The sequence below is a fragment of the Streptomyces sp. CA-142005 genome, assembly GCF_050942335.1.
Taxonomy (GTDB): domain Bacteria; phylum Actinomycetota; class Actinomycetes; order Streptomycetales; family Streptomycetaceae; genus Streptomyces.
Map to the genome: position 1 here is coordinate 1628237 of NZ_CP192078.1, position 22957 is coordinate 1651193.

The 22957-nt window shown below is 70.6% G+C and carries 17 protein-coding genes; 10 read left to right on the forward strand and 7 right to left on the reverse strand.

Going from position 1 to position 22957, the window contains the following annotated elements; translation table 11 throughout:
* Positions 1–198 precede the first annotated feature (198 nt).
* The 6 genes from ACQPXS_RS07985 (at position 199) to ACQPXS_RS08010 (ending at position 10049) form a co-directional block, all read left to right on the forward strand.
* Complete coding sequence (locus ACQPXS_RS07985; protein ID WP_433448313.1) at positions 199–4371, forward strand: beta-galactosidase; 4173 nt, start codon at positions 199–201, stop codon at positions 4369–4371.
* 255 nt (positions 4372–4626) lie between these two features.
* Positions 4627–5643: a GlxA family transcriptional regulator gene (locus ACQPXS_RS07990; protein ID WP_433448315.1), complete on the forward strand. Its 1017-nt coding sequence runs from the start codon at positions 4627–4629 to the stop codon at positions 5641–5643.
* Positions 5640–7391, forward strand: coding sequence for a thiamine pyrophosphate-binding protein (locus ACQPXS_RS07995; RefSeq protein WP_433448317.1), 1752 nt, complete (start codon positions 5640–5642; stop codon positions 7389–7391). The genes ACQPXS_RS07990 and ACQPXS_RS07995 overlap by 4 nt, the downstream gene beginning before the upstream one ends.
* Complete coding sequence (locus tag ACQPXS_RS08000; protein ID WP_433448319.1) at positions 7363–8016, forward strand: SRPBCC family protein; 654 nt, start codon at positions 7363–7365, stop codon at positions 8014–8016. The genes ACQPXS_RS07995 and ACQPXS_RS08000 overlap by 29 nt, the downstream gene beginning before the upstream one ends.
* On the forward strand, positions 8013–9032 hold the full coding sequence (locus ACQPXS_RS08005) for a ketoacyl-ACP synthase III family protein (RefSeq protein WP_433448321.1): 1020 nt from the start codon (positions 8013–8015) through the stop codon (positions 9030–9032). The genes ACQPXS_RS08000 and ACQPXS_RS08005 overlap by 4 nt, the downstream gene beginning before the upstream one ends.
* Positions 9033–9035: 3 nt before the next feature.
* Positions 9036–10049, forward strand: coding sequence for a histidinol-phosphate transaminase (locus tag ACQPXS_RS08010; protein WP_433448323.1), 1014 nt, complete (start codon positions 9036–9038; stop codon positions 10047–10049).
* A gap of 34 nt (positions 10050–10083) precedes the next feature.
* On the opposite strand, the gene ACQPXS_RS08015 is transcribed toward ACQPXS_RS08010, so the two are convergent.
* Positions 10084–10887, reverse strand: coding sequence for an SDR family NAD(P)-dependent oxidoreductase (locus tag ACQPXS_RS08015; protein ID WP_433448325.1), 804 nt, complete (start codon positions 10885–10887; stop codon positions 10084–10086).
* Positions 10884–11891, reverse strand: coding sequence for an NADP-dependent oxidoreductase (locus ACQPXS_RS08020; RefSeq protein ID WP_433448327.1), 1008 nt, complete (start codon positions 11889–11891; stop codon positions 10884–10886). Before ACQPXS_RS08020 ends, ACQPXS_RS08015 begins: the two co-directional genes overlap by 4 nt.
* A 215-nt stretch (positions 11892–12106) precedes the next feature.
* On the opposite strand from ACQPXS_RS08020, the gene ACQPXS_RS08025 reads away from it, so the two are divergent.
* Both ACQPXS_RS08025 and ACQPXS_RS08030 read left to right on the forward strand, forming a co-directional pair.
* Positions 12107–12520 carry a DUF485 domain-containing protein gene (locus ACQPXS_RS08025; RefSeq protein WP_433448329.1) on the forward strand — a complete coding sequence of 138 codons (414 nt, stop codon included), beginning with the start codon at positions 12107–12109 and terminating at the stop codon, positions 12518–12520.
* The gene (locus ACQPXS_RS08030) at positions 12517–14133 is read left to right on the forward strand and encodes a cation acetate symporter (RefSeq protein ID WP_433448331.1); all 1617 of its coding nucleotides are present in this window, start codon (positions 12517–12519) and stop codon (positions 14131–14133) included. Before ACQPXS_RS08025 ends, ACQPXS_RS08030 begins: the two co-directional genes overlap by 4 nt.
* 69 nt (positions 14134–14202) lie before the next feature.
* Here ACQPXS_RS08030 and ACQPXS_RS08035 read toward each other — a convergent pair whose 3' ends face one another.
* Complete coding sequence (locus tag ACQPXS_RS08035) at positions 14203–16623, reverse strand: SpoIIE family protein phosphatase (RefSeq protein ID WP_433448333.1); 2421 nt, start codon at positions 16621–16623, stop codon at positions 14203–14205.
* Positions 16624–16692: 69 nt separating this feature from the next.
* Complete coding sequence (locus ACQPXS_RS08040) at positions 16693–17880, reverse strand: PucR family transcriptional regulator (RefSeq protein WP_433448335.1); 1188 nt, start codon at positions 17878–17880, stop codon at positions 16693–16695.
* A 223-nt stretch (positions 17881–18103) separates the two neighbouring features.
* Here ACQPXS_RS08040 and ACQPXS_RS08045 point away from each other — a divergent pair, with 223 nt between their 5' ends.
* Positions 18104–18754 carry a carboxymuconolactone decarboxylase family protein gene (locus ACQPXS_RS08045; protein WP_433448337.1) on the forward strand — a complete coding sequence of 217 codons (651 nt, stop codon included), beginning with the start codon at positions 18104–18106 and terminating at the stop codon, positions 18752–18754.
* The gene (locus tag ACQPXS_RS08050; RefSeq protein WP_433448339.1) at positions 18747–19556 is read left to right on the forward strand and encodes an SDR family NAD(P)-dependent oxidoreductase; all 810 of its coding nucleotides are present in this window, start codon (positions 18747–18749) and stop codon (positions 19554–19556) included. The genes ACQPXS_RS08045 and ACQPXS_RS08050 overlap by 8 nt, the downstream gene beginning before the upstream one ends.
* Positions 19557–19648: 92 nt before the next feature.
* Here the strand turns inward: ACQPXS_RS08050 and ACQPXS_RS08055 are convergent, their stop codons facing one another.
* From ACQPXS_RS08055 to ACQPXS_RS08065, 3 genes are read right to left on the reverse strand one after another with little or no spacing between them, the layout of a single operon-like run.
* Positions 19649–20926 carry an ABC transporter substrate-binding protein gene (locus ACQPXS_RS08055; protein WP_433448341.1) on the reverse strand — a complete coding sequence of 426 codons (1278 nt, stop codon included), beginning with the start codon at positions 20924–20926 and terminating at the stop codon, positions 19649–19651.
* A 5-nt stretch (positions 20927–20931) separates the two neighbouring features.
* Positions 20932–22074 (reverse strand): branched-chain amino acid ABC transporter permease, encoded by a 1143-nt coding sequence (locus ACQPXS_RS08060; protein WP_433448343.1) that lies wholly within the window; start codon positions 22072–22074, stop codon positions 20932–20934.
* Positions 22071–22952, reverse strand: a complete 882-nt coding sequence (locus ACQPXS_RS08065) for a branched-chain amino acid ABC transporter permease (protein WP_433448345.1) — start codon at positions 22950–22952, stop codon at positions 22071–22073. The genes ACQPXS_RS08060 and ACQPXS_RS08065 overlap by 4 nt, the downstream gene beginning before the upstream one ends.
* Between the last annotated feature and the right edge of the window lie 5 nt (positions 22953–22957).

The following is a 22957-nucleotide window of genomic DNA, read 5'->3' on the forward strand; positions in this document are numbered from 1 at the left end:
GCCACCCGGTGCGCCCGCCGGGAGCCGGTCCCTGCGTGACGAGTGGTCAGTTGCCTACGCGCCCCTACGGCTTTCGCGCCGCCCCTGCCATCTCGACCGTGTTCTCCCGCCCCATTGTGTTGTGCCTTGTGCCCCTTTACTGTTCGACTTTGCCTGAGTCTGTTTGATGCTGATTGCTCAGTCCGTATGGAGGCCGCAGTGCGGAGTAATCGGATCGGTCCAGAGGTTGCGAGACCCGGTCGCCGTCGGTGGTGGAGGGCGGTCCTCGCGACGGCCGCGACCATCGCCCTGGCCACGGGCATGACCGCGCCCGCCGCGGCGCAGGACGTCGGCGGGCAGGCATCCGCCGCCGCGTCCGACGCCAGTCCACCGGCGCACACGGTGAGTCTCGACGGCTACTCGTTCCTCGTCGACGGCAAGCGCACCTACCTGTGGTCCGGCGAGTTCCACTACTTCCGGCTCCCGAGTCCGGACCTGTGGCGCGACATCTTCCAGAAGATGAAGGCCGCCGGGTTCAACTCCACCTCGCTGTACTTCGACTGGGGCTACCACTCGCCGAAGCCGGGTGTGTACGACTTCACCGGCGTCCGTGACGTCGACAAGCTGCTCGACATGGCCGAAGAGGCCGGGCTCTACGTCATCGCGCGCCCGGCGCCGTACATCAACGCGGAGGTCGACAGCGGCGGCCTGCCCGGCTGGCTGACCACCAAGGCCGGCGACAACCGCAGCGACGACCCGCGGTTCCTGAAGTACGCGGACGAGTGGCTGACCCAGATCGACCGGATCATCGCCCGCCACCAGCTGACCAACGGCACCGGGTCGGTCATCGCCTACCAGGTCGAGAACGAGTACTACAACGGCTCGGCCGCCGGCCGCTCCTACATGAAGCACCTGGAGGACAAGGCCCGTGCCGACGGCATCACCGTACCGCTGACCGGCAACAACAACGGGACCTTCAACTCCGGTACCGGTGCCCTGGACGTCGACGGACCCGACTCCTATCCGCAGGGCTTCAACTGCTCGAACCCCTCGAAGTGGAACGGCGTCCCGGACATCAGCTACGACCACCCGGACGGCAAGCCGCTGTACTCGCCGGAGTTCCAGGGCGGCGCCTTCGACCCCTGGGGCGGGCCGGGCTACGACAAGTGCGCCCAGCTGATCAACGACCGGTTCGCCAACGTGTTCTACAAGCAGAACATAGCCGTCGGCGCGACCGCGCAGAGCTTCTACATGACCTACGGCGGCACCAACTGGGGCTGGCTGGGCATGCCGGAGAACTACACGTCCTACGACTACGGCGCCGCGATCCGCGAGAACCGCCAACTGGACCCGAAGTACTACGAGGACAAGCTGATCGGGTACTTCACGCAGTCGGTCGCCCCGCTGACCAAGACCGAGGCGATCAGGGCCACACCGCCGGACGACTCGGCAGTCGTCGACACCGCCCGGATGAACCCCGACACCAGGACGCAGTTCCACGTCCTGCGGCACGGGAACTCCACGTCCACGGCGGTCGACAAGACTCATATCTCGCTGGACTTCAACGCACAGCCGGCCGCGGACACCACCTACACCTGGGACGACCCCGACTCCGCGCTGCAGTACGCCGGTTCGTGGTCGCACGTGGCCAACCAGAGCTACACCGGCGGCGACTACAAACACACCGAGTCCTTCTCCAACAAGGCCGGTGACTCGCTCACCGTCCCCTTCGACGGCACCGCGATCCGCTGGATCGGCTCGAAGACCGACAACCACGGCTACGCCGACGTCTACCTCGACGGCACCAAGGTGGCCACCGTCGACGACTCCGGCGGCGAGAACCAGGCGGTGATCTTCCAGAAGACCGGCCTGACAGCCGGGGCACACACGCTGAAGATCGTCGTCAACGGGAACCACAGCTCGGGGTCGACGGACAACTACGTGGCCGTCGACGCCATCGACGTGCCGACGGCCGCCACCGCGACGCCGACCTACCCGGTCGTGCCGCAGCAGCCGGGTACCGCGATCACCCTCGACGGGCGCGACTCGCACGTGATCACGGCGAACTACCGGCTCGGGGACTCGCAGTTGCGGTACTCGACGTCGGAGATCATGACGCACGCGAACATCGGCAACCGGGACGTCGCCGTGCTCTACGGCGACGAGGGCAGCGACGGCGAGACCGTGCTTCGCTACTCCTCCAAGCCCACCGTGACCAGCAGCGGCGGCACGGTCACCACCACCTGGGACGAGGCCACCGGCGACCTGCGGCTGAACTACACGCACAAGGGCCTGATCCGCATCGGCGTCAGCGGCGGAGGCTCGCGCCCGATGCTGCTGCTCGTCGGCGACAAGCCCACGGCGGAGACCTTCTGGCGGCAGGACACGGCGACCGGCCCGGTGCTCGTGCGCGGCACCCACCTGCTGCGGACGGCGACCAGCCTGGACGGCGGCCACACCGTGGCGCTCACCGGCGACAACGCCGACGACAAGAACATCGAGGTGTTCACCTCCGCCGACCACGTCACCTGGAACGGCAGGGCGGTGGACACCCAGGCCACCGACACAGGAAGCCTCACCGGCGAGATCCCGGTGGCCGCCCCGGTGCACCTGCCGTCGCTGACGAACTGGAAGCACGCCGAGGAGTCCCCCGAAGCGGCCCCCGGCTTCGACGACTCCAGTTGGCAGGTCACCGACAAGACGACCACCAACAGCGTCTCGGGCGTCAACTCGCTGCCGGTGCTCTACGCGGACGACTACGGCTTCCACACCGGCAACACCTGGTACCGCGGCCGCTTCCGCGCCACCGGCAAGGAGACGGGCATCCATCTGGTCTCGGACTCCGGTGGAAAGGCGCAGGCGTTCTCCGCCTGGCTGGGCGGCACCTTCCTGGGCAGCTCCACCACAGGCAGCGCCGACTTCGCCTTCCCGGCCGGTTCGGTGAGGTCGAACGGTGACAACGTCATCTCCGTGCTCACCGTGAACATGGGGCACGAGGAGGACTACAACTCGACCAACGGCAACAAGACCGCGCGCGGCCTGACCAGCGCCTCCCTCATCGGGGCGCCGCTGACCTCCGTCACCTGGCGGCTGCAGGGCGTACGGGGTGGCGAGGACCTTCAGGACCCGGTGCGCGGCCCGCTGTCGACGGGCGGCCTGTACGGCGAGCGGGCCGGCTGGTCCCTGCCGGGCTACCCGGACGACGACTGGAACGAGGTGTCCCTGCCGACGACCGACACCCGTCCCGGCGTCTCGTGGTACCGCACCGACGTCGACCTGGACCTCCCGCACGGCCAGGACACCTCGCTCGGGCTGACCTTCACCGACGACCCGTCACGCAAGTACCGTGCCACGGTCTTCGTCAACGGCTGGCAGGTCGGCAACTACGTCAACTACCTCGGCCCGCAGACCACCTTCCCGGTGCCCGACGGGATCCTGGATCCGAACGGCCACAACAGCATCGCCATCGCCGTGTGGAACCTGGACGGCAGCACCGGCGGGCTCGGCAAGGTCTCCCTGACCGACTACGGCAGCTACGCCTCGTCCCTGCGCGTCGCGCAGAACGACAGCCCCCGCTACGACCACCGGAAGTACGCGATGCCGAAGCGTCCGGGAGCGGATGTCACCCTGGACGTGCCGGACACCGCCCAGTCAGGAAAGGCCTTCACGGCCGAGGCGACGGTGCGGGTGCCGGAGGACCGGCCGTCCGCCTCGCAGCTCACGGCCTCGCTCTCCTTGCCCGACGGCTGGAGCGCGAGCGCCACGAGCCCCACGTCGGTCGAGCGCCTGAACCCCGGCGGATCGGCCGCCTTCACCTGGAAGGTGCAGCCGCCGGCCGGGAAACTGCCCTCCGCCTCGGCACTCACCGCCACGGTGCACTACCTGCAGAACGGACGGCAGGCCGCCGGCGGTGACGAGCGCATCGTCGGTGGCATCCCGCCTGCTCCGCCGGCCGGGAAGAGCGCGGTGAGCGACCTGCCGTTCCTGTCGTCCACCAACGGGTGGGGCCCGGTGGAGCGTGACAGCAGCGTCGGAGAGCAGGCGGCCGGGGACGGCCGACCGATCCGTATCGCCGGTGCCGCTTATGCCAAGGGCCTGGGCACCAACTCGGTCAGCGACGTCGAGCTCTACCTCGCCGGAACATGCTCGCGGTTGACGGCGGACGTCGGTGTCGACGACGAGACAGGCGGCGCGGGAACGGTGACGTTCTCCGTGATCGCCGACGGCAAGACCCTGGTGACCACGCCGACGATCCGGGGCAGACAGGCCGCGGTGCCGATCGACGTCGACGTCAGCGGCGCCCAGGTGGTCGACCTCAAGGTCGGTGACGCCGGCGACGGCAACGGCAACGACCACGGCGACTGGGCGATGCCGACGCTGACGTGCGACTAGACGCACGACTGACGGACGTCTGCGGCAGTGGGTCCTGGACCTTCTGCCGCAGGCGTTCGCAGCGTCGCACGGTGCGCCAGGCCGCACGGGCTGGTTCCGCACCGACATCCTGTGAGCTGCCTCACCCCTCGCCGCCTGCCCGGCGCGCGAACCGCCTCACCAGCGGCCTGCGTACCCGTGCGACGCCACTTGATGGCCGGATACGTCAATAATCTGTCATTGCAGCCAGTACGACATCCGATACAGGCTGTGACCGTGTTGGAACGACGTGTTGTTGTGGTGGTGTACCCGGGCGCGATGGCCCTGGACATCACGGGACCGATCGAAGTGTTCGATACGGCGAACCGGCTCCTGGGCGCCACGGGCACCCCCTACCGGACCGAGTTCATCTCCGCCGACGCACCACTGGTGCGCATGAGTTCGGGCGTGGTGGTGGAGGCCTCGCCGCTGGAGGCGGGGCAGGGCCCGATCGACACGCTGCTCGTGCCGGGCGGATGGAGTCTCAACGAGGCGCTCCGGGACCAGGCGCTCGTGTCCTGGATCGGCCGGGCGGCGGCCCGCTCGCGCAGGGTCGCCTCCGTATGCGGCGGTTCCTTTCTGCTGGCCGAGGCGGGCCTCCTCGACGGCAGGCGCGCCACCACGCACTGGGCGTACAGCGAGGCGATGGCGTGCCGCTATCCGGATGTGACGGTGGACGCCGAGCCGATCTTCGTCTGGGACGGCCCCTTCGTGACCTCCGCGGGCGTGTCGACGGGCATCGACATGGCGCTGGCTCTGGTGGAGGCCGATCACGGATCGGCGCTCGCTCTGGAGACGGCACGGTTTCTGGTGCTGTTCCTCAAGCGACACGGAGGACAGTCCCAGTACAGCGCCGTCCTCGACGCCCAGTTGGCCGACCATCCGCCGATCCGGGCGGCACAGGAGTGGATCCTGGAGAACCTCGACAGTCCGCTGCCCGTGGCCGAGATCGCGCGGCGGGCCAACATGAGCCAGCGCAACTTCGCCCGGGTCTTCCGGCGCGAGGTGGGCGCGACACCCGGCCAGTACGTCGAGCGGACGCGGATCGCCCGCGCACGCGAACTGCTGGAGACCACGGACCTGACGATCGGCCAGATAGCCGGGCGCTGCGGATTCGCCACCACCGAGACGTTCTTCCGCTCCTTCGGACGAACCCTGGGCCTCACCCCCAAGGAGTACCGGCACCGCTTCCAGGTGATCTCGCCGTGCGGCTTCATCGACCGGCACCACGAGCGGGAGGGGAGCCCCGCATGACCCCCACGACCTCGGGATTACGCGAGGCGGAAACGGTACGTCTGGTCGACTTTCTGGCCGGGGAACTCGTCCGGGCCGGCGTCACCCACATGTTCGGTGTCGGCGGCGCGAACATCGAGGACCTGTTTGACGCGGTGCACCGCGGCGGCGCCGTCCGGGGCGTCGTCGCCAAACACGAGTTCTCCGCCGTCACCATGGCCGACGGGTACGCACGTACCACCGGGCGCCTCGGCGTCGTTGCCGCCACCTCGGGCGGTGGGGCGATGAATCTCGTACCGGGTCTGGCGGAGGCGTACGCCTCCCGGGTGCCCGTGCTGGCCCTGGTGGGCCAGCCGCCGACCGGCCAGGAGGGGCACGGGGCGTTCCAGGACTCCAGCGGCAGGGCCGGCTCCTTCGACGCACGGGAGGTCTTCGCGCCCGTCTCCCGGTTCTGCGCCCGGGTCGACGACCCGGACTCGCTCGGGGAGTTGCTCCCCCGGGCGGTCGCGGCGGCGCAGGCCGATCCCCGCGGGCCGGCCGTGCTGTTGCTGCCCAAGGATGTGCAGCAGGCGCGGATCCTGGTGTCCTCCCGCGACACGGCCCCGACACCGGGCGGTCCCGCGGCGGCATTCGCGGCGCGGCTCGACGCAGCCGCCGTGAGGGCCGTTTCGGACGTCCTTCGCGGGGCCGGTCGCGTCCTCGTCATCGCCGGTGAGGATGTCGCCGCCGCCGACATGCGTGGGGATCTGGCCGAACTGGCCCGGCGCCTCGGGGCATGGGTGGCGGTCACCCCGGACGCCAAGGACGTCTTCGACAACCGTGATCCACGGTTCGCGGGCGTGGCCGGGGTGATGGGCCACGCCAACGTCGAGGACTGTCTGCGGCGGGCCGACCTGTGCCTGCTGGTCGGTACCCGGCTGCCGCTCCTGGCACGCGGCGGTCTCGACAAGGCCCTCGCCACCACCGAAGTCGTGTCCCTGGGCCCCGAACCGCCGTTCGTGGCAGGCACCGCCCTGGGTGGGAACCTGCGGGACGCGCTGCGCGCGGTGACCCTCCGGCTGCCGTCGCGCCCACGCCCCTGCCCGCCGCACACCGGCCCCCTTCCCACACCCATGCCGGGTCCGCTCTTCCAGGCCCGGGAGCGAACCGTCCCCCACGCCCAGGCGGTCGCCGCGGTGGCGGCGGCACTCCCCCAGGACGCACACGTCTTCGTGGACGCCGGCAACGCGGGTGCCAGCGCGATCCATCTCCTCCCCGCACCGCGCCACGGCCGCTTCGTGGTGGCCGTCGGCATGGGCGGCATGGGCTACACCTTCGGCGCCGGTATCGGCGCCGCGCTCGCCACCGGCCGGCGCACCTACGTCCTCGCCGGCGACGGGGCCTTCTTCATGCACGGCATGGAAGTGCACACCGCCGTCGAGTACGACGCACCCGTGACGTTCGTGATCTTCAACAACAACGCCCATGCCATGTGCGCGTTGCGGGAGCAGTTCCTCCAGGGCGGCGTCCGCGGCGACGACCTGTTCGCCCGGACCGACCTCGCCGCCGGCGTGGCCGCCGCCTTCCCGTCCCTTCGGGCCACGGGAGCCACCGACGCGGCGCACCTGCGTACGGCACTGCTGCGCGGCAACGCGCGCGGCGGCCCGGCGTTCGTCGCGGTGGACTGCGACCCGCGGGAGATCCCGCCGTTCCTTCCCTTCCAGTCCTTCACCGAAGCCACCGACAGCAAGGAGGGTTCAGATGAGCGAGGAGTCGTCCACGTTGGCTGACATCCCCGGCCTGGTCCGGATCGAGAACACCGGCAAGGAGGAACTGACCGCCCACTGCATGGAACTCACCCACGCGGTCTACCCCCACCATCAGGTCTACGGGCGGTACTGCACCATCCACGAGTACGTCGACTGCCCCCCGGAGCAGGCCTACGACTACCTGAGCCGGGGGCACCATCTGGAGGAGTGGACCTGCAGTCTGCGGGGCTTCGCGCCCACCGGCACCCCGGGGCTGTGGGTCGGTCACGACCGGCTGGAGGACGACACCAGGATCTACTGCAAGGTGCTCGCGAACCCCGAGGCCATGACCGTCGACTACCACTGCTCCTGGGACCAGGGCGAGAAGCTGTGGATGATCTACCTGATGCGGGTCGTCCCGGCCCGGCTGGTACTCGACAGGCCGGGTTCGGTGATCACCTGGACCAACTGCCGGCACCCCTACTACGACGACAACCCGCATCCCGACCTGGCTCCCCGCCCGGGCCGGCCCTGGGTGGGCGACTACTGGGACCTCTTCTACGCCGGGCACACCGTGGAGATGCACAACCTCAAGGCCATCCTGGAACACCGCCACCGGGGCGGCCTGGCGGTCGGCTCGGCTCCGCGGAAGGCGGTGGCGCGGTGACCACGGTCAGCCTCACCGACGTCGCGAGCTACCTGCCCGGCGAGCCGGTCCCCGCCGATTTCTACACGGAGTTCCCCGGAGCCGAGGACAAGCTCCGCAACCACCCCATGTTCAAAGTCCCGCCGTTACGGCACCACGTGGCCAGGGACGAGACCAACGCGGACATGGTCGAGCGCGCCGTACAGCCCCTGATCGAACGGCACGGCGCGGCCGAGATCCGAGGCGTCGACGTGCTGCTGGTGCACAGCCAGTTGCCGGACCTGCCGTTCGTGGGCGCCGGAACCGAGGTGGCGCGCCGGCTGGGCCTGAACCCGGAGTGGCTCGTCGACGTGGCCAACGCCGGCTGCGCGTCCTTCGTGTACATGGTGAAACTGGCCCGGCAGATCCTCACCTCCACCGACGCGAAGACCGCGCTGATCTGCAACGCGCAAAGTGCCGCCGGGCAATGGTTCACCCAGTCCGAGGTGCGCAAACTCGCCCAGGCCGCGATCCCGGGCGACGGCTGCGGGGTGGGGTACGTGACGACGTCGGCACAGTCGCCGGTCCTCGACGTGGAGACGCGGCACATCGGCGCGTACGCCGGCGACATGACCGTGGCGGTCGACGACGGCCGCAAGTACTGGGAGCCGGGAGAGTCCCAGCTGCGGATCGGGTTCACCGACGCGAGCGTCGCGAAGGTCCTGGCACGCGGGAACCGCCTCGTCCCCGAGGTGGTCACCGACCTGTGCCGGCGGATCGGCGTGGCGAGCACCGATATCGACGCCCTCATCACCAACCAGCCCAACCGCACCTTCCTGCGCAACTGGCGAGAGGCGCTGCAACTGCCGGCCGAACGGCACCTGAACACCTTCGACGAGTGCGGGAATCTGTTCGGAGCGGCGATCCCGGTCACCTTGGACCACGCGATCGGCTCCCGGCAGGTGGCGGACGGCGACCTGGTCGTGCTCGGGGGATTCGCCCACGCGGGCGACTTCGCCGGTGCCGTCGCCGTTCGCTGGCACGGCGGACGGGACTGAGCCATGGACCTCCCCGTGCTGCACCGGCTTGCCCTGAACGAGAGCCCGTATCCTCCGCTGCCCTCGGTAGGCGAGGCGATGCGGCGGGCCGTCGCACAGGCCCACCGCTACCCGCCGTTCCACCCCGACGACCTCACCGAGCGGATCGCCGCGTGGTGCCGGGTGACCCCCGACCGCGTCGCGGTCGGCAGCGGATCGGTCGGCGTGGCCCTGCAGTTGCTCCGGGCAGTGGTCCGGCCCGGTGACGCCGTGGCCTACGCCTGGCGCACCTTCGACGCCTACCCGCTGCTGGCCGCCATGGTCGGCGCTCAGCCTGTCCCCGTACCCCTGTCGCCGGACGGACACCAGGATCTGGGCGCGCTGCTCGCTGCGCTCGACCACCGCACCCGCGTCGTGGTGCTGTGCAATCCGCACAACCCCACCGGAAGCCTCGTCACCGCCGACGCACTGGCGGCGTTCCTGCGTCAGGTTCCCCGGCGCGTCACCGTGCTCCTGGACGAGGCGTACATCGAGTTCGCCCGCGACACCGACCTGCCGGACACGCCCGCGCTCCTGGACGCACACCCCAACCTGCTGGTGCTGCGCACCTTCTCCAAGGCCTACGGCCTCGCCGCCCTGCGGGTCGGCTACGCGCTCGGCGCGCGCGGCCTGGTGTCAGCGATCCGTCGGCAGCAGCTTCCCTTCGGTATCAACGCGGTGGCAACGGCGGCGGTGAAGGCCTCTCTGCGGGCCGAAGGCCAGCTGCGCCGACGCGTGGACACCATCGTCGCCGAACGCGAACGGCTCCGGGGTGAGCTGGTGTCCCTCGGCTGGTGCGTACCCCCCGGCCACGCCAATTCCGTGTGGCTCGCCGCGCCCGATCCGATCGACGAGGGCGCGGCGGCGCTCACCGACGCCGGTGTCCAGGCACGCCACTACACCGGCGAGGGACTCCGGCTCACCGTCGGCAACCGGAAGGCCAACGACACCGTGCTGACCGCGCTGGCGGGAGTGCGCGCGCACCGATCCCGCCGGTAGCGCCCGAAGGCGGACGCCCGGGGCCTTTCCGTTCTCATGTGCCGACGAGCTTGCCCGGGCCGGGGACGGTGCGGAAACGGAACGGCTCCGGGTCGCGGCCGGCCTGGATGAACCAGCACTCCCCGGTGCCGTCGCCGGTGACGATCCGCAGCACCGTGTCCGCCACGACCTGAGCCGGGATGATCGGCATCGACTGCTCGGAGAGCATGTCGCGCAGCGGATCGATGATCCGCGACTCGGCGAACCCGGGGCAGACGGCGTTGAACCGCACGTTGTCCGGCGCGAGAGCGGGCCCCAGGGAGCGAGCGAGTCCGACGACCGCGTGCTTGTTGGCCGCGTACAGGGGGTCGAGCGGTACGGCCGCCAGGCCCGCCAGCGACGCGGTCGCCACGATCACCCCGCCACCGCGGGCCCGCAGTGCCGGCAGCAGCGCATGGGTGCCGAAGACCACGCCGTCGAGGTTGGCTCCCATCGCGCGACGGTAGCGGGCCAGGTCGAAGTCCTCACCGAGCCCGCATCCGGTCGCCACCCCGGCGTTGAGCAACGCGATGTCGACACCGCCGCAGGTCTCCTCGGTGAAGTCCACCAGCGCACGGTTGGCGTCCGGGTCGGAGACGTCACAGGCGCGGAAATGGCCGCCGATCATGTCGGCCACTTCGCGGCCGCCCCGGGCGTCGAGGTCCGCGACGACCACGCGTGCCCCCGCCTTCGCCAGCGTCAGTGCCGTGGCCCGGCCCAGTCCACTGGCGCCTCCGGTGACGATGGCCACCTTTCCCTGGAGCGCGGCGCCTTCCGTCTGTCCCGGCCGGGCCGCGGCGACGCTCTCGACGGTGGTCATGCCAGCTCCAGGACGAGCTTGCCGACGTTCTCGCCGCGGAAGAGCATCTGCAGTGTCTCGGGGAAGTCGTCCACGCTCCCCCTCACCACGTGCTCCTTCACCTTGATGCGACCGGCCGCGATCCAGGCGGAGATGTCCTGCGCGGCCTGCGCGTAGCGCTTGGCGTAGTCGAAGACGACGAAGCCCTCCATGCGGGCGCGGCGCACCAGCAGCGAGAGGTAGTTGGACGGGCCCTTGACCGGCGTGGCGTTGTTGTACTGACTGATCGCACCGCAGACCACGACTCGCGCGTGCATCGCCAGTCGCGTCAGGGCCGCGTCGAGGATGTCCCCTCCGACATTGTCGAAGTAGACGTCGATGCCGTCGGGGGCCTCCCGGTGCAGCGCCTTCCTGACGTCCTCGGCGCGGTAGTCGATCGCCGCGTCGAATCCCAGCTCGTCGATGAGCAGGGCGCACTTCTCCGGCCCGCCGGCGATGCCCACGACCCGGCACCCCTTGGCCTTCGCGATCTGACCGGCGATGCTGCCGACGGCCCCGGCCGCGCCCGACACCACGACGGTCTCGCCGTCCTTCAGTGCCCCGACGTCCAGCAGGCCGAAGTAGGCGGTCATGCCGGGCATGCCCAGCGCACCGAGATACGTCGAGGGCGGGGCGAGGGAGGTGTCGATCTTCATGGCGCCCTTGCCGTCGGAGACCACGTACTCCTGGACGCCGAACGTGCCGACCACGTGATCGCCCGGCTGGAAGTCGGGATGGTTGGATGCGGTGATCTCGATGACCGATCCGGCGCGCATCACCTCGCCGATGCCGACCGGAGGCAGATAGGAGGGACGGTCGTCCAGCCAGCCCCGCATCGCCGGGTCCAGGGAGATGACGCGCGTCCGGCCCGCGAACCGGCCCGGGCCCGGCTCGTCGACGGGCTCTGAACAGTGCTGCCAGTCCTCGGGTTTGACCTCGCCCACGGGTCGGGCTGCCAGACGGATCCGGCGGTTGGTCGCAGACATCGCGCCTCCTGTCGTTCACGGCTTCGCCGCAGGGTACCGACCGGTAGGTATGTCGGGACATGTGTTGTCCGCCACACGGCGGCGTGAGCACACCGACCCCAAAACGTGACCCCCGGCCGCCTTACAGACATCCCAACCGGTCGGTATCGTGCGCCGCCACATCGTTCCCCGCCAGTCCACTTCCACGGACCCGAGCCGCAGCGGAAGGCCATGCGATGACATTCGCCGACGAGAACCGCTACCCGCCACCAGAACACAGCGCCCCTTGGTACGAGCCGTACGCGCAAGCCCCTTGGGACGAGCCGTATGCGCCCGAGACCCGTCGGCACGGTGCCGACCTCGCCGCCCTGCGCTCGGCCTACCGCCTGCTCCGCCGGATCTCCACGCTCGCCGCACTCGGCTCCTTCGTGGTGTACGTCGTGCTGTCCTGCGGTGCTCCCGGCCTGATGGGCGCCAGGATCGCCGGAGAGCTGAGCCTGGGAATGGCCCTGGGGGTACTCCAGCTCATCGTCACCTTCGCGGCGGTCTTCTGGTACGGACGCAGTGCACAACGCTCGGTGGATCCGCTGGCCCGCGCCGTCAGGGAGCAGGCGGCCCCCGCCAACGGGCACACGGGGGTGGCGAGATGAACGGCTTCGGCTCCGGTACCCAGGCCACCGTCCTGGTCCTGTTCACCACACTGGTCACGGTCACGCTGCTGATGTGCGTGATGGCGGGACCGGACCGGGAGGACCTGACGAACTTCTACACCGGCTACCGCTCCCTCACCCCGCTCAAGAACGGCCTGGCGATCGCGGGCGACTACATCTCCGCGGCCACCGTGCTGAGCACCACCGGCATCATCGCGCTCGCCGGATACGACGGCTACGTCCTGGCGGTCAGCACCGCCCTGTCTCTGGTGCTGCTGATGTTCCTGCTGGCCGAACCTCTGCGCAACGCCGGCCGGTTCACCATGGGCGACGTCCTGGCCCGCAACATGCCCGGACGGGCCGTGCGCGTCGCCGCCTGCGTGGTGACGCTCTCGGCGACGCTGCCCTTCCTGGTCGTCCAGCTCTCCGGCGCCGGGTCGCTGCTCACCTTCATCCTCGACATCCCGCACGTGGCGGGCGCCAGGACGGCGTGCATCGTCATCGTCGGCAGCCTGATGATCATTTACGCGGCGCTCGGTGGCATGCGAGGCACCGCCCTCATCCAGATGATCAAGATCGTGCTCCTGCTCGGCACCAGCGTCGTCGTCGCCGCCCTCGTGCTGAACCGCTTCGACTGGAACCCGGGCGACGTCCTCAGGGCGGCCCAGCAGGGCAGCGGCACCGGCCCCGCCTTCCTGCAACAGGGCCTCCAGTTGGGCACCTCGGCCCTCGACCGGCTGGACTTCGCCGGTCTCCAGATCACCGTGGTTCTCGGCGTGGCCTGCCTGCCCCACATCACGATGCGTCTGTACTCCGCGCAGGACGTGCCGGCCGTGCGCCGCTCCATGTCGTGGGCGGTGGGCACGGTCACCACGTTCTGCCTGCTCGTGATTGTCATGGGTACGGGGGCGGCGGCGCTGGTGGGGTCGCGTTACATCACCGCGACCGACCCGCACGGCAGAACGTCGGTGCTCATGCTCTCGCAGGTGCTCGGCGGAGCCCCCGGCTCGGTCGGCTCGACCATTCTCTACTCGGCGGTGGCGGGCATGGTGTTCATCACGCTGCTGTCGTCGGTCGCGGGGATGACCCTGGCCGCGGCCTCGTCACTCGCCCACGACCTGTTCGCCCATGCGGCGCGACGCGGAAACGCCGAGCCGCGAACGGAGATGACGGTGGCGGTGTGGACGAGCGTGGCCGTCGGGATCGTCGCCATCGGGCTCTCCACCCTGGTGCAGAACTGGGACGTCGGCGTGCTGACCACTCTGGCCATCTGTGTGGGCGCATCGGCGGTCGCGCCCGCGCTCACCTACTCCCTGTTCTGGCGAGGTTTCACGCGCACCGGCCTGCTGGCCACCCTTTACGGCGGCGCGGCCTGCGCGCTGCTGCTCATGGTCTTCTCCAAGGCCGTTTCCGGCACCCCTGCCGCCGTCTTCCCGCACGCCGACTTCCACCTGTTCCCCATGCAGTCCACCGGACTGGTCTCCGTCCCGTTCGGATATCTGGCGGGATGGCTGGGCAGCCGTCTGGACCACCGGCGGCGCCCCGCCCACAGCCACGAGAACCGGCGGTTGTACGAGGAGAGCGAGGCACGGCTGCTCGCCGCGGCCGAGTGACCACTCGGCGGAGGCGGAACCACAGCGGTCCCGGGGGGCCGCCGCTGTGGTCCGCCCGGCCCGCGACGGTCAGGTGAGCGTGCCGGTCAGTGGTTGTTCGGTCCACACGGTCTTGCCCTCGCGGGTGTAGCGGGTACCCCAGCGTTCGGCCATCTGGGCCACCAGGAACAGGCCGCGCCCGCCCTCGTCCGTGGTACGGGCGCGGCGCAGGTGGGGTGAGGTGTGGCTGGTGTCCCCGACCTCGCACACCAGACTCCGTTCCCGGATCAGCCGCAGGGTCGCGGGACCGCCGGCGTACCGGTAGACGTTGGTGACCAGTTCGCTGGCGATCAGCTCGGTGGTGAACGCCAGGTGCTCCAGCCCCCATTCGGTCAGCTTGGCCGTGATCAGCTCCCGAGCCCGGGCCGCGCTGGCCGGCTCCGGAGGCAGCCGCCAGGAAGCGACGTCGTCCGGTGGCAGCCTGCGGGTGCGGGCGACCAGCAGAGCGACGTCGTCGCTGGGGCGCGAGGGCACGAGCGAGTCGACCACCGCCTGGCACGTCCGTTCCAGGGCGTCCGCAGGGCGGCTGAGCGCTGCGCACAGCTTGGTCAGGGCGGTGTCGGCGTCGATGTGGCGTTCGCCGATGACTCCGTTGGTGTACAGGCACAGCAGGCTTCCCTCGGCCAGTTCGATCTCCCGGGACTCGAACGGCAGCCCGCCCAGGCCGAGCGGTGGGCCGGCGGGCAGGTCGAGCGGGGCCACCTGTCCGTCCTCGGCGGTCACCACCGGCGGCGGGTGACCGGCGCGGGCCACGGAGCAGTGCCCGGAGACCGGGTCGTACACGGCGTACAGGCAGGTGGCGCCGACGACTTGCTCGACCACGGGCCGTTCGCCGGCTGCCTCCTGTTCGGCCGCCAGCAGGTTCACGAGGTCGTCCAGGCGGGAGAGGACCTCGTCCGGTTCCAGGTCGAGGCTGGCGAGCGTGTGTACGGCGGTGCGCAGCCGGCCCATGGTCGCGGCGGCGTGGATGCCGCGTCCGACCACGTCTCCGACGACGAGGGCGACCCGGGCCCCGGACAGGGGGATGACGTCGAACCAGTCACCGCCCAGGCCCGGGGCCGCGCTGGCCGGCAGGTACCGCAGGGCCACCTCGACAGCCGACTGGTCCGGAACGCCCCGGGGCAGCAGGCTGCTTTGCAGGGTGAACGCCGTCTGTTGCTGCTGGGTGAAGCGCCGGGCGTTGTCGATGGCGACGGCGGCACGCGAGCCGAGTTCCTGGGCGAGGGTGAGATCGTCCGCCTCGAAGGGATCGGGACGGCGCGAACGCCACAGGGTCATCACGCCCAGCACCAGGCCACGTGCGGCGAGTGGTACCACGATCAGGGAGTGGACGCCCAGGTCAGGAGCGTGGGTTCCCTGACGGCCCTCCGTCGAGAACCACTCGGGCGGGAGCACCGGTTCCAGAACGGGCCGTCCTTCGGCCAGGGACCTGGCCTGGGGTGTGTCGGGCCCGAACTCCACGCGCTCGCCCTGGGGGTGGGGTGGGCCGGGTTGCTGGGCGCCGACACTGCAGGCTCCCAGTCGGACCACCGGCCCTGCAAGGGCGCGTGCCGGCTCCTCACCGCCCGTCACCGGCTCGAGCAGGTCCACCGACGCGTGGTCGGCGAGGTGAGGCACCATCACCTCGGCGAGTTCCCGGGCGGTCTCCGCCACGTCGAGGGTGGTTCCGATGCGGCTGCCCGCCTGGTCGAGGAGCGCGAGCCGCCGCTGGGCCCGATGGCGTTCGGTGATGTCCTCGATCATCTCGGCCACACCCAGGACGCGGCCGGAGGGATCCTCCATCGGGAAGGACGAGACCATCACGACCCGCTCGCGTGTCGGATCCCACTGCAGGCGAGCGAACTGCTCGGAGTAGACCAGCGGTCTTCGGGTCTCCATCACCTGGCGCACACGTTCCACGGCCTTGCGTGCGTCGTCGGGGAGGAGGAAGCAGCCGGTGGGCAACCCCTGAAAGTCCGCTGCCGGGACGCCGCTGAAGCGTTCGATGGCCCGGTTGACCCGCAGAAGCCTCAGATCGGGGCCGTGGACGACCAGCCCGATCGGGCACCGGCGGTACAACCCGTCGAGAACCGCACGGTCTCTCTGCCACTCCAGGACGTCGACGGCGGGTGCGCCGGCAAGGATCCACTCACGGACCCGGTCGTCGCGGGAGAGCGCATAGACCCTGATCCCCATCTCCACCAGCCGCCCGTCGCGGTGCCGCACCTTCAGCACGCCGAACCAGCCGCCGGCTCTCCTGCACTTCGCCGCGGCCTCCCGGACAGTCTGAAGATCGCGAGGATCGACGAGGACCTCGAATGCCCGACGGCCGACCAGGGCTGTGTCCGGATGGCCGAGCAGTTCCTGCGCCCGTCGGTTCCATCCGACCACGACTCCACGGTCGTCGAGCACCGCCAAGGCGGCGAGGTGCAGGGCAAAGGGATCGTCATGGCCTTCGCTGAGCTCCGTCATCCGCTTCTCCACCGCTGGACACCGCTCGGAGTTTCCCCATGCACACCAACCCGCTGATGCCGGGCAGACCTATTCAAACCCGGTAGGGGCCGGACCTCGTGGAGGCGTCCCCAGCTCGCGTGCCGCCAGGGCCCAGCTGAGCTCCACCGCGGTGTCCGGGGCGTCCAGGCTGCTGCCGGTCAGCTCCTCGAAACGGCGCAGGCGGTAGCGGACGGTGTTGACATGGACGTGTGCGCTGCGGGCGACTTCGCGGATATGCCGTCCCCTCTTCAGGTACTCCCGCACCGACTCCTCGATGAGCGCACCGAACTCCCCCTCCGCCTCCAGCGGGCGCAGATAGCGGTCGAGCAGCAGCTCGGCGAGTTCCGGTTCGGCGACGACCGCCACCCGCCAGGACAGGTCGCTCAGGTCGTACACGCCACGCAGACCGTAGGCACGGGCGGCCTCCAGCATCCTGCCGGCGGCGCGGAAGGAGCGGTGCACCGCGGCCAGGTCCGTCATCGGGCCGAGCCCCGCCGTCACCTCCAGGTCACCGGTCTGCGGCTTTGCCTCGACGACTCCGGCGACAGCCTCGTCCAGCACGGTGAGCAGCGCGCCTCGACCGTTCCTGTGCCCGTGGGACTCCAGGGCGCGTTCGATCGCGTCCGGACCGGCTTTGCCGTTCGGGACGGCTCTGATGGCCCGGTACGGCCGCGACGGGTCCAGTCCGTAGATCGCCGCGCCGCTGTGGATCTGCGCCGCGCTCAGCGTCCCGTAGAGCAGTCCGCGCAGGAAGCCGGCGCGGCGGCGGGCGTCGAACAGGGCGGAGTCGACCTCCGCCTGCCGGTGGACGGCTGCGATCCGCAGGCTCGCGACGTCCGCGAGCTCCCACAGGCACTTGGTGCGGTCGACGATGAGGCCGGGGTCCAGACCGCGTTCGGTCGCCTCGGCGAGGAACAGATCCCGTATCGCGCTCAGCGCCCGGCGGAAGGCGCCCAGCCCGTCGCTGAGCGGCACACCTCGGGCGATCCGGTCCCTGGCCACATCGGCCTCGCCGAAGTCCTCCGGCGCGGGCACCGTCCCGTCTCGCACCACCGCCAGAGCCCGCTGAAAGTGCCGATGCCAGATCTGGTCCAGGAGTTCTCGCGGGACCGCGCGGTAGGCCGGGATGCGGTCCGTCAGATCCGCGTGCAACCGCCCGCCCACGTGCCTCTGCTGCGCGGCCATCGCGGCGATGACCCGTTCGAGGGGCGCTGCCATGCCCACCTGTTCGGGCATGGATCTCACCTCCGCCCCTCCGGTACCGGCCGTTGTCCAACTGAACAATATGCCGACCTCCGCCCTTGGCCGGCGAGCCGTCGACACCCTCCCGCCTCCGAAAGCACAGTGACACGACGGAGGTTGGAGTTGTTCGGCGCGCACGCAGCAAGGTGCCGAACGGCTCTGCCCGGACCCGCCCTCGCGCCACCGCCCCACCCGGACGACCAGTGCGGAGACCGCCATGCCCGACGAGCACCATCACCGCCCCGACCGCCTCGCCGCCGACACCGGCCCGCGCCTCGCGCCCCTGTGCGAGGACGACTGGGACCCGCTCACCCGGGAGCTGCTCGCCCCGATTCCCCGGGACGCCGACGGCCACCTCGCCCACGTGTTCACCACCTTGGTGCGCCACCCCGGCCTCTTCGAGCGCTTCCTGCCGTTCGGCAGCTACCTGCTGAGCGAGGGGCGGCTGCCGGACCGGACCCGGGAACTGCTGATCCTGCGCACCGCGTACAACACCCGGGCCGACTACGAATGGGGGCGGCACGTACCGCTGGCCAGGGCGGCCGGGGTCACCGACGAGGAGATCGAGCGGGCCGGCGCGGGACCGGACGCCCAGGGGTGGTCGCCGGCCGACGCCCGTCTGCTGCGAGCCGCCGACGAACTGCACCGGGACGCACGCCTGTCCGCGGCCACCTGGTCCGCACTCGCCGCCGACCACGACGAGGCACAGCTGATCGAAATCACCATGCTCGTGGGTCAGTACCACATGGTCGCGTTCTTCCTGAACTCCGCCGGTACGCGGCTGGAGCCCGGCTACGCGTCGGAAACCCTGCCCGAGCCCACCGGAGCAGGTGCGGACGCGACGGAAGGAGCACACGACGATGTCTGAGCCCCGGCACCCCGCGACTCGCCCGGACGGCCCCCTGACCGGCCGGAACGTACTGGTCATCGGCGCGGGCACCCGTCCAGGCGACGATCCGAGGGCCCCGGTGGGCAACGGGCGGGCGGTGGCCGTGCTCGCCGCCCGCCAGGGAGCGTCCGTGGCCTGCGCCGACGTGTCCCCCTCCGCCGCGGCGGCCACCGCCGCCCTGGTGGCTGAGGAGGGCGCCCGTGGCCTGCCCGTGGTCGGTGACGCCACGGATCCCGGCCAGTCCTCGGCCGTGATCGCCGAGGCCCTCCGCGAACTCGGCGCCCTCGATGCGCTCGTGGTCAACGTCGGCATCGGACTCGGCGCGGGCCTGGCCGACACCTCACCGCAGCAGTGGGAACGCGTGCTGTCGCTCAACCTCGGCGCTCCCTTCCTCGCCGCCAAGTACGGACTGCCCGCGATCGCCGACGGAGGATCGATCGTCTTCGTCGGTTCCGTGGCCGCACTGCGCGCGGCCACCGACTCACCCGCTTACGACAGCTCCAAGGCGGGTCTGTTCGGTCTCACCCGCCATGTCGCCAAGGAGGGTGCACCGCGTGGGATCCGCGCCAACCTGGTCGTCCCGGGCCTGATCGACACGCCGATGGGCCGCGAGGCCTCGGCCCGGCGGGCGTCGCGTTCGGCCTCGTTCACCCGCATACCGCTCGGGCGCCAGGGCACAGCCTGGGAGGTGGCCGAAGCCGTCACCTTCCTGCTCTCCAGCCGCGCCTCCTACATCACCGGGCAGAGCCTGGTGGTGGACGGAGGGCTGAGCGCCGTCTGATGACGTGGCGCCGCCGGTTCCGCGGGGCGGGAGCGGTCCCCACAGGTCAGGGCATCGACCGGGACCGCCCCCGCCGGCTCGCCTCCGCCGGCTCACTTCGTCAGCGGGCCGAACTCCTTACGGGTGTCCACCGGCTTGCCGAACAGCTGCCACCGGGCGCCCTTGAACCGCATCAGCTGCATCGTCTCGAGCGGGAAGGCGTCGCCGTGGCCCGTGGTCATGGTGACACCGGGCAGCAGCAGGCCCACCTTCACGTCCTTCAGGTCGCGCACCGCGTCCCGCAGCCCTTCCCTGGTCGGGCACTTCATCGCGTCCAGGGCTTTGTGCAGGCTGGAGGCGACGGCCCAGCCGTAGGCGTTGAACTGGTTGGCCGGGTCGGCGTCGGGGGCGTACTTGTGCAGGGCGGTCCTGTAGGTCTTCATGTCGGGGTCGTTCGCCCACTGCGGGTCGGCGGGGTCCTTGAAGTAGGTCGCCGAGACCACGCCCTGCACGTTCTTGAACCCGACGGGCTGGAGCACGGCGGCGGACGAGGCCACGTTGTTCACGATGTGCAGCGGGTTCCACTTGGTGTTCCTGGCGTCGGCGGCGAGGGCCTGGCTGCCGAACTTGGGGGTGGTGACGTCCAGCAGCACGTCCGCCCTGGAGCGGGAGAGGCTCGCCATCTGTGCCGACACGGACGGGTCGGTGACCTCGTAGCTCTCCTCGGCGACCACCTTGACGCCGCTGCCTGCGACGGCCTTCTCGAACCCGCCGAGCAGGTCCTTGCCGAAGTCGTCGTTCTGGTAGAGGACCGCGACCCTGGCCTTGGGCTTCGCATCCTTCAGGTACTTGGCGTACACCCGTGCCTCGGCCACGTAGTTGGGCTGCCATCCGATGGTCCAGGGATGCTTGTCGTCCGTGCCCCAGACGGAGGCGCCCGTGGCGACGAACGGCTGCGGCACCTTCTGCTTGTTCAGGTAGTCCCACACAGCCGCCGTGGAGGGAGTGCCCAGGGTCTGGAACACGGCGAAGACCTTGTCCTGCTCGACCAGTCTGCGGGCCTCCTCGACCGCCTTGGGCGGCTGGTAGCCGTCGTCGCGGACGATGAACCGCACCTTGCGGCCGTCTATGCCGCCCTTGTCGTTGACGTACTCGAAATAGGCGGCCACGCCCTTGCTGATCGTGCCGTACGCGGAGGCGGGCCCCGACAGCGGGTAGATCCCGCCGAGCTTGATGGTCCTGTCGGTGATGCCGGTGGTCTGCTGGCCCTTGCACGCGCCACCGGCGGCGCTGTCCTGGGCGTCCTGGCCTCGCCGGCCGTTGCAGGCGGTCATGGTGAGCAGGGCGGCGGTCGCGGCCGCGGTCGCCCGCAGAGCGGTCGTCTTACGCATGTGGTTCATTCCTTTTCCGTGCGGGGCGGTGCGCCCACGGGTTCGGCGTCGACAACTGCGGGGTCCGCAGCGGTGAGGGTCGCGGAGGGTCCGGATCCGGCCCGGGACTCCGGTTCCGCGTCGGGCGCGCATTCGGCGTCGGGCGTACGGTCGAGGGCGGTGGTGACCAGGCGACGGGAGACGGCCCCCAGGACACGGCCGGGCAGACCGGCCAGTCCCGTCGGGGCCACGAACATCACCGTGATGATCAGCAGCCCGAACACCACGCCCGGTGCCGCCTCGCTCAGGTCCTGGGACACGCTCGGCACGTACATCACGAACGCCGCGCCCAGCAGGGGCCCGTACAGCGAGGCGAGCCCCCCGACCACCAGGCCGGCCAGCAGGGTGATGGACAGAACGGAACTGAAGGAGTCGGGCGAGACGAAGCCGATCACCCAGGTGTACAGACACCCGGCGACACCCGCGAACATCGCGCTCCACGCGAAGGCGAGGGTCTTGTGCAACGACAGCCGCACACCCATGACCTCGGCGGCGCTCTCGTCGTCCCGCACGGCGCGCAGTGCCCGGCCGACCCGGGACCGCAGCAGGTTGCGGGCGAGCAGCAGGGCCGCCGCGGTGACGGCGAGGACGACGAAGTACATCCACTGGTCCTCGGCCAGCCCGCTCCACGCCGGCGGCTGCAGCTTGTCCACGGTCAGTCCCATGGAGCCGCCCGTCACCGGTTCCAGCCGCTTGAGCAGGGGTGGCAGGAACACCGCGAACGAGAGGGTGACCAGGGCCAGGTACAGCCCGCGCAGCCGCAGGGCGGGCACTCCGAACCCGAGGCCCAGCAGGAAGCACCCGGCGGCCGCGACCGGCAGCGTGGCCAGGTGACCGGTGTCGTACCGGTCCAGCATGACCGCCGCCGTGTAGGCCCCCGCCGCGAAGAACGCGCCGTGCCCGAGCGAGATCTGCCCGCCGAAGCCGACCAGCAGGTTCAGGCCGGCCAGCGCCACGGCGTACTCGAGCACCATGGTCACCTGGAAGACCTGGAAGGGGGCGAAGTAGAACGGTGTGCCGACGGCGACCGCCACCGCGAGCAGCACGGTGAGCGCGGCCCGCAGCCGCCGGGCCCGGACGGTGCCGGGTGCCGCTGTGATCGTGCTCATGCGCGCTCCACCGCCGCCCGTCCGAACAGGCCCTGGGGTCGCACCAGCAGCACCGCGAGAATGATCGCCAGGGGGACGCCCACCTTCAGGTCGGCGCCGATCACGTCCACGTACGCCCCGGTCAGCGTCTCGGCGACGCCCACGAACAGGCCGCCGACAACCGCACCGACCGGGCTGTCGAAGCCTCCGAGGGTGGCCGCGGCGAACGCGTAGATCAGCACCCCGCCCATCATGTTGGGCTCCAGGAACAGCACCGGGGCGACGAGCACGCCCGACACCGCGCCGACCGTCGCGGCCAGTCCCCAGCCGAGCATCAGCACCCGGCCCACCCGGATGCCCGACAGCCGGGCGGAGGCGGGGTTGGAGGCGACCGCCCGCATCACCAGGCCGACGGAGGTGTGCTGGAACAGCAGATAGAGCAGGCCCATCACGACGGCCACCACGCCGAGGATCCCGAGCGTCGACCAGTCCACACGCACCCCGGCCAGGTCGAGCCCGCCGTCGGGGAACGGCTGCGGGAAGTCCTTCACGGTGAACGACCAGATGAGGCCGGCCAGCGCGTTGACGAAGATGAACAGTCCGACCGTGACGATGACCACCGTCAGCTCGGGCGCGCCCTGCACGGGGCGGATGACGATCCGCTCGACCAGCATGCCGCCGGCGAAGGACACCGCGAGGGTGACCGGCAGCGCCAGCCAGAACGGCATCCCGGACGCCACCAGCTGCCAGGCGACGTACGTGGAGAGCATGGCCAGCTCGCCCTGTGCGAAGTTGACGATCCCCGTGAACCGGTGGATCAGCACCAGGGCCAGCGCCAGGCTCGCGTACACCGCGCCGGATCCCAGTCCTTCCACCACTTGCTGGAGAAGATCGGTCACGGCGC